The organism is Mesorhizobium sp. M7A.F.Ca.US.005.03.2.1, assembly GCF_003997795.1.
GTDB lineage: Bacteria > Pseudomonadota > Alphaproteobacteria > Rhizobiales > Rhizobiaceae > Mesorhizobium > Mesorhizobium ciceri.
In genome coordinates this window covers 1-5,992 of the sequence record NZ_RZRP01000371.1, presented here as the reverse complement: position 1 = coordinate 5,992, position 5,992 = coordinate 1, and the positions used below count along the sequence as shown (strand labels likewise).

Here is a 5,992-nt window from a genome sequence, read left to right as displayed (position 1 = left end):
GCGCACCGCGCTCTCGACCTTGGTAGCACCAAGCGAAATTGCGCCTGCCTTGCGGGCAAGACCAAGCATGCCCAGAGCGTGCCTGGAAAGCAGCCCGTCGACCATGCCGCCAAGATCGGGCGGCACGACCACCTGTGCCTTGAAGGCGCGGGCAAAGAGGTTCTTCGCCGCAGCCTTGTCGATATGTAGGCGGTCGGCGCTCACCCAGCAACCGCGGCCGGGCAGATTTCTCTTGATGTCGGGAACGACGGCCGAATCCGGGCCGACGACGAACCGGATCAGATCATCCGGTTCGGCTTGTTTGCGCGTAACGATGCAGGTGCGATCGTTCATCTCGTCCAAGGGCGGGTTCGGTGCGATGCGGTTTCACCTCACGCACCAACGGCTTCGTCAGCCGAGACTTCTTCGGCTGCAAGCTCGTCTTCGGTGATCCAGCCGGCCTTGAGGCGGGCGGCCAGAACCATCTGTTCGGCGTCTGCGCGGGTCACGCCATGATTGGCCAGCACGCCCGGATAGACTTTTGTCTCGCCGTCCTTGCGTTCCTTCCAGCCGGTCAGGTCGTCGGCGGCATAGCCGGCGAAATCCTCGATCGTCTTCACGCCATCCTCGCCAAGCGTCACCATCATGGCGGTGGTGACGCCGGGGATTTCGCGCAATTCGTCCGAAACGCCGAGCGCCTTGCGCTTGTCGTCGTGCTCGGCCTCGATCTTCTCCAGATATTCGCGGGCGCGGGTCTGGATTTCGGAAGCGGTGTCCTCGTCGAAACCGTCAATAGAGGCGATCTCGCCGGAATCGACATAAGCGACTTCCTCAACGCTGGTGAAGCCTTCGGAGGCCAGCACCTGGCCGACCATCTCGTCGACGTCGAGGGCTTCCATGAACAGCGACGAACGCTCGACGAATTCCTTCTGGCGGCGTTCGGATTCTTCGGCTTCGGTCAGGATGTCGATATCCCAACCGGTCAGCTGCGAAGCCAGACGCACATTCTGGCCGCGGCGACCGATGGCCAGCGACAGCTGGTCGTCGGGAACCACGACTTCGATGCGTTCGGCATCCTCGTCGAGCACGACCTTGGCGACTTCCGCCGGCTGCAGCGCATTGACGATGAAGGACGCCGCAGAAGGCGACCACGGAATGATGTCGATCTTCTCACCCTGCAATTCGCCGACGACGGCCTGGACGCGGCTGCCGCGCATGCCGACGCAGGCGCCGACCGGATCGATCGAAGAGTCCCGCGAGATGACGGCGATCTTGGCGCGCGAACCTGGGTCGCGGGCGACCGACTTGATCTCGATGATGCCGTCATAGATTTCCGGCACTTCCATGGTGAACAGCTTGGCCATGAACTGCGGATGGGTGCGCGACAGGAAGATCTGCGGGCCGCGCTGCTCGCGGCGCACATCGTAGACATAGGCGCGGACGCGGTCGCCATATTTGTAGTTCTCGCGCGGGATCAGCTCATCGCGACGGATGATCGCTTCGCCGCGGCCGAGATCGACGATGACATTGCCGTATTCGACGCGCTTGACGGTACCGTTGACGATCTCGCCGATGCGGTCCTTGTACTCGTCATACTGGCGGTCGCGTTCGGCCTCGCGGACCTTCTGGACGATGACCTGCTTGGCCGACTGGGCGGCGATGCGGCCGAAATCCATGGGCGGCAGCTGTTCGGCGATGAAGTCGCCGAGCTGGGCGTCGGGATTGCGCTCGCGAGCCGAGGAAATGGCGATCTGCGTGGCATAGTCATCGACCTTCTCGACCACTTCCATCAGCCGCTGCAGCTTCATCTCACCGGTGTTCGGGTTGATGTCGGCGCGGATGTTGGTCTCCTGACCGTAACGCGAGCGCGCCGCCTTCTGGATCGCATCGGCCATGGCGGCGATGACGATCGACTTGTCGATCGACTTTTCACGCGCGACCGCGTCGGCGATCTGCAGCAATTCAAGTCTGTTGGCGCTTACAACCATCGTTTTTCTCCCGAGCTTGTTTGCCGGACCTTTGCGCCCGGCAGCTCAATCATAGTTCCTGTTCGTGTTCTTCCGTGGCGTCCGCTTCCGCACCCGACTCGTCGTCGTCCGGTTCGCCGCGGCGCTTCTTGGCTTCCTTGCGCGCCCTGTTGTCCTTCGACAGGGCATCGCGGATGAGATCGTCGGTCAGGATCAGGCGCACATCGGCAATCGCGTCATAGGGGACGCGCACCGTCGGCTCCTCGCCATAGGCTGCCTTGTCGCGCTCGATCAGCACATCGTCTTCGCCGGCTTCGGCGATCTTGCCCTTGAAGCGCTTGCGGTCGGCGACGACGATCGATGTTTCCATCTTCACCAGATGACCCGTCCAGGTCGTGAAATCCGATTTGCGGACCAGCGGCCGGTCGATGCCGGGCGACGAGACTTCAAGATGGTAGGCCTTTTCGATCGGATCATCGACATCGAGCGCCGGCGACACCGCGCGGCTGACCTCTTCGCAATCCTCGACGGTCATGGTGCCGTCCTCGCGTTCGGCCATGATCTGCAGCGTCAGCCCGTTCTGGCCCGACAGATGCACCCGCACGAGGCGGAAGCCGATGCCGCGCAGAACCGGCTGGACGATCAGCGCGATGCGCGCATCGATGCCGCTTTCGCGGATGATGCGATCGTCGCCCTCGCTTGCCGTTGCAGTCATTGAAGCCCTGTCGTTCTCTACCAAGTTATCGGCAGGTAATAAAAAAGAGCGGGACCGGGTGGACCCACTCTTCGTCATACCGACCAAGAATTTGAGGCTGATATAGACGATCGCGGCCTGTGTTTCAAGCCCGCTATGCTGGTCGGGCAACGCTGCCATCGAGGTGGCCCCGCCAGCGTTGCATGGAGCGCATGGCGCCCATGCGGCGGCCCCCATGGGATCGGCGCTGAAACGCACCTACTTACCCTGCGCTGCACAAAGGTGGCCGTGCGTCACACGTGCGCGAAAGGACATGATCATGAGCAATCGCAAGATATTTTCTGCAATAGGCGACTTCTTCACCGTATTCGGCAGCGCCGTGGCCGCTTCACGGGCCGTGGAAGCCGGTCGCAGGCCGCGCGCCGACGACCTGCGCAACCTCGGCGTCGAGCCTGCCGCCTTCGATCGCATCGGCCGCCGCTTCCAGCTTTGACGCAATTCCGGACGGAAAACCGTTTCACACTTTTCCTGGAATTGCTCTAAGACCGCGAGCTTATTTCCGAATGAAGGTAAGATAGGCGGGCCGCCGGCCCTCACGAATGGCCTTGGCCTCGTAACGGGTGCCCGGCCAACCATCATAGGGCCGGTGCCAGTCCGCCGCCTCGCAAGCCTGCCATGCGAACGCGCCATGCGCGCGGCAATGCAGCAAGGTCCAGTTGACATAAGTGTCGATGTCGGAGGCGAAGCGGAATTTTGAACCAGGCTTCAGCACGCGCGCGAACCGCTCGAGATTGACCGGGCTTACGAAACGTCGCTTCCAGTGTTTCTTCTTCGGCCAGGGGTCGGGATAGAGCAGATCGAGGCCGCCGAGCGAGGCCTGCGGCAGCCAGTCGAGCAGCCTTGTGGCGTCGTCGTCATAAACCCGCAGATTGGCGAGCGGTTTCTCGCGCACCGCCATCATCATCTTGGCCATGCCGTTGACGAAGGGCTCGACGCCGATAAAGCCGATCGAAGGCGCCTCGGTCGCGCGGTGCAGGAGATGTTCGCCACCGCCGAAGCCAATCTCGAGGCGAACCGCGCTGACATCGGTTTGAAACAGAGTTTGCAGATCGGCCGGCGGCTCGGCCGCCAGATCGAGCCGATATACACCGAAGCCGCTTTCCAGCGCGGCCGCCTGTTGCGGACGCATGGTCTTGCCGCGCCGGCGACCGAAAAAGGCTTCGGTCGCGCGGCTTGGTCTGTCCTTCGGATCCATGGCGGGACTTCGCGGCGCCGCTGTCAGGCGGCGACCGCGTCCTTGAGCGCCTTGGCGAGATCGGTCTTTTCCCAGGAGAAAGACCCATCACGGCCGGCCTTGCGGCCGAAATGGCCGTAGGACGACGTCTTGGCGTAGATCGGTTTGTTGAGATCGAGGTGACGGCGGATGCCCGACGGCGACAGATCCATCACCGTGCGCAGCGCGTCCTCGAGCTTTGCCTCGTCGACCTTGCCGGTACCATGCAAGTCGACATAGACCGACAGCGGCTGGGCGACGCCGATGGCGTAGGAAAGCTGGATGGTGCAGCGGTCGGCGAGTTTCGCCGCCACCACGTTCTTGGCCAGGTAGCGCGCCGCATAGGCTGCCGAACGGTCCACCTTGGTGGTGTCCTTGCCGGAGAAGGCGCCGCCGCCATGGGGTGCGGCACCACCGTAGGTGTCGACGATGATCTTGCGGCCGGTCAGGCCGGCGTCGCCGTCCGGCCCGCCGATGACGAACTTGCCGGTCGGATTGATGTACCACATGCAATCGTCGGCGATCTTGAGGTCGCCCAGCGCCTCGCGGATATAGGGTTCGACGACCTTGCGGACCTTCTTTGAATCCCAGCTCGCATCGAGATGCTGCGTGGACAGCACGATCTGCGTCGCCTCGGCGGCCTTGCCATCAACATAGCGAACGGTGACCTGGCTCTTGGCATCCGGCCCGAGCCTGCCGGCTTCACCGCTGCCTTCGTGACGGGCAGCAGCCAGCAGTTCGAGGATCTTGTGGCTGTAGTAGATCGGCGCCGGCATCAAATCCGGCGTCTCGCGGCAGGCATAACCGAACATGATGCCCTGGTCGCCGGCACCCTCTTCGCCCTGACGGTCGGCAGCGTTGTCGACGCCCTGGCCTATGTCAGGCGACTGGCCGTGCAGCAGAACCTCGATCTTCGCCGTTTTCCAGTGGAAGCCGGCCTGCTCGTAGCCGATTTCGCGGATCGCCTTGCGGGCGACCGATTTGAACTTGGCCGGATTGACGACCGGATGGCCGGCGGCATCCTTGAGGATGTTGCCTGCCTTGTCCTTCTTCAGCAGCGTTTCCGGGACGCGCACTTCGCCGGCGATGACGACACGGTTGGTGGTGGCCAGCGTCTCGCAGGCGACACGGACTTTCCACGGGTCCATGCCGGTCTTCTTGGCTTCGCGATAGACCAGATCGACGATCTCGTCGGAAATCCGGTCACAGACTTTGTCGGGATGGCCCTCGGCAACGGATTCCGAGGTAAAGAAGTAGTTCTGCCGCGTCACGGGTGTCCCCTCTTGAAAAACGATCGGCAGGCTGCCGATTTTGGCGCGCCACGTGTTAGCGGGGCGAAGCGCCGCTCGTCAAGCGGTGCTTCGGCTCTGGCATGAATGTCGATGCCGTTATCTTGTGCCACCGGCGGCGGGGCGCCGCCGGTCCTGGCGTGATTGAGGATCAGTCGGGATCGTCGGCGGAGAGGGACTTGACCAGGTCTATGATCCTGCGGCGCACCTTGGCGTCGGCGATCTTGACAAAGGCCCGGTTGAGCTGAAGGCCTTCAGGGCTGCCGCAGAATTCGACAGCGAAAGCCATCGAAGCGTCCTCGGCAAATCCCCGGCCCGCCACAGGCTCCTGGCCGGGCGCATCCTCAAAAAAGAAAGCGACAGGCACGCCGAGTATGGACGCGATCGCCTGCAGACGGCTGGCGCCGACGCGGTTGGTGCCCTTTTCATATTTCTGAATCTGTTGAAATGTGATGCCGAGGTTTTCTCCCAGCTTTTCCTGGCTCATTCCAAGCATGTTGCGGCGAAGCCGAATGCGACTGCCAACATGGATGTCGATCGGATTCGGTTTCTTCTTGTTATCTTCTGTCATTTTTTCCTCGCCGAATTTTTTCGGCTTTCTCTATTTTTTTCCTGCCCAAACAAAGCCGGAGGCAACTGCCCCAACAGAACGATCCACCGGCTTCGAGAAATTTTCAGGCACTTACAGTATGAGTTTCTAATGTGTTGGCTGTCAATTCACCCGTAGCCTTTGCCTTACGTTCAACAGCGCTGCCCCAACGGCAAACAGCAACATGATCAGCATTCCGTT

General features: G+C 62.0%; 7 protein-coding genes. 1 reads left to right on the top strand and 6 read right to left on the bottom strand.

Features of this window, described 5'->3' with window-relative positions:
* From EN991_RS20225 to rimP, 3 genes are all read right to left on the bottom strand, one after another.
* Nucleotides 1-333 (bottom strand): DUF448 domain-containing protein (locus EN991_RS20225; RefSeq protein WP_127369390.1); only part of this gene is annotated, 333 nt, incomplete at its 3' end.
* A 38-nt stretch (nt 334-371) separates the two neighbouring features.
* Complete coding sequence (gene nusA, locus EN991_RS20220) at nt 372-1,967, bottom strand: transcription termination factor NusA (protein ID WP_013527896.1); 1,596 nt, start codon at nt 1,965-1,967, stop codon at nt 372-374.
* Between the two features lie 49 nt (nt 1,968-2,016).
* Entirely contained in the window at nt 2,017-2,661 is a 645-nt protein-coding gene (rimP, locus tag EN991_RS20215) for a ribosome maturation factor RimP (protein ID WP_013527897.1), read from the bottom strand.
* A 298-nt stretch (nt 2,662-2,959) separates the two neighbouring features.
* Here rimP and EN991_RS20210 point away from each other — a divergent pair, with 298 nt between their 5' ends.
* A complete protein-coding gene (locus EN991_RS20210) occupies nt 2,960-3,133 on the top strand; it encodes a hypothetical protein (protein ID WP_127369389.1) in 174 nt (57 codons plus the stop codon).
* A gap of 60 nt (nt 3,134-3,193) precedes the next feature.
* Here the strand turns inward: EN991_RS20210 and EN991_RS20205 are convergent, their stop codons facing one another.
* From EN991_RS20205 to EN991_RS20195, 3 genes are all read right to left on the bottom strand, one after another.
* The gene (locus tag EN991_RS20205) at nt 3,194-3,895 is read right to left on the bottom strand and encodes a tRNA (guanosine(46)-N(7))-methyltransferase TrmB (RefSeq protein ID WP_024503462.1); all 702 of its coding nucleotides are present in this window, start codon (nt 3,893-3,895) and stop codon (nt 3,194-3,196) included.
* A 23-nt stretch (nt 3,896-3,918) separates the two neighbouring features.
* Nucleotides 3,919-5,184 carry a methionine adenosyltransferase gene (gene metK, locus EN991_RS20200; RefSeq protein WP_024503461.1) on the bottom strand — a complete coding sequence of 422 codons (1,266 nt, stop codon included), beginning with the start codon at nt 5,182-5,184 and terminating at the stop codon, nt 3,919-3,921.
* Nucleotides 5,185-5,353: 169 nt separating this feature from the next.
* Nucleotides 5,354-5,773, bottom strand: a complete 420-nt coding sequence (locus EN991_RS20195) for a helix-turn-helix domain-containing protein (protein ID WP_013527901.1) — start codon at nt 5,771-5,773, stop codon at nt 5,354-5,356.
* Nucleotides 5,774-5,992: the final 219 nt, after the last annotated feature.

What these genes read in the sequence shown, in the direction of transcription:
- nusA (WP_013527896.1), bottom strand. Translation starts at nt 1,967, where the DNA reads ATGGTTGTAAGCGCCAACAGACTTGAATTGCTGCAGATCGCCGACGCG.
- rimP (WP_013527897.1), bottom strand. Translation starts at nt 2,661, where the DNA reads ATGACTGCAACGGCAAGCGAGGGCGACGATCGCATCATCCGCGAAAGC.
- EN991_RS20210 (WP_127369389.1), top strand. Translation starts at nt 2,960, where the DNA reads ATGAGCAATCGCAAGATATTTTCTGCAATAGGCGACTTCTTCACCGTA.
- EN991_RS20205 (WP_024503462.1), bottom strand. Translation starts at nt 3,895, where the DNA reads ATGGATCCGAAGGACAGACCAAGCCGCGCGACCGAAGCCTTTTTCGGT.
- EN991_RS20195 (WP_013527901.1), bottom strand. Translation starts at nt 5,773, where the DNA reads ATGACAGAAGATAACAAGAAGAAACCGAATCCGATCGACATCCATGTT.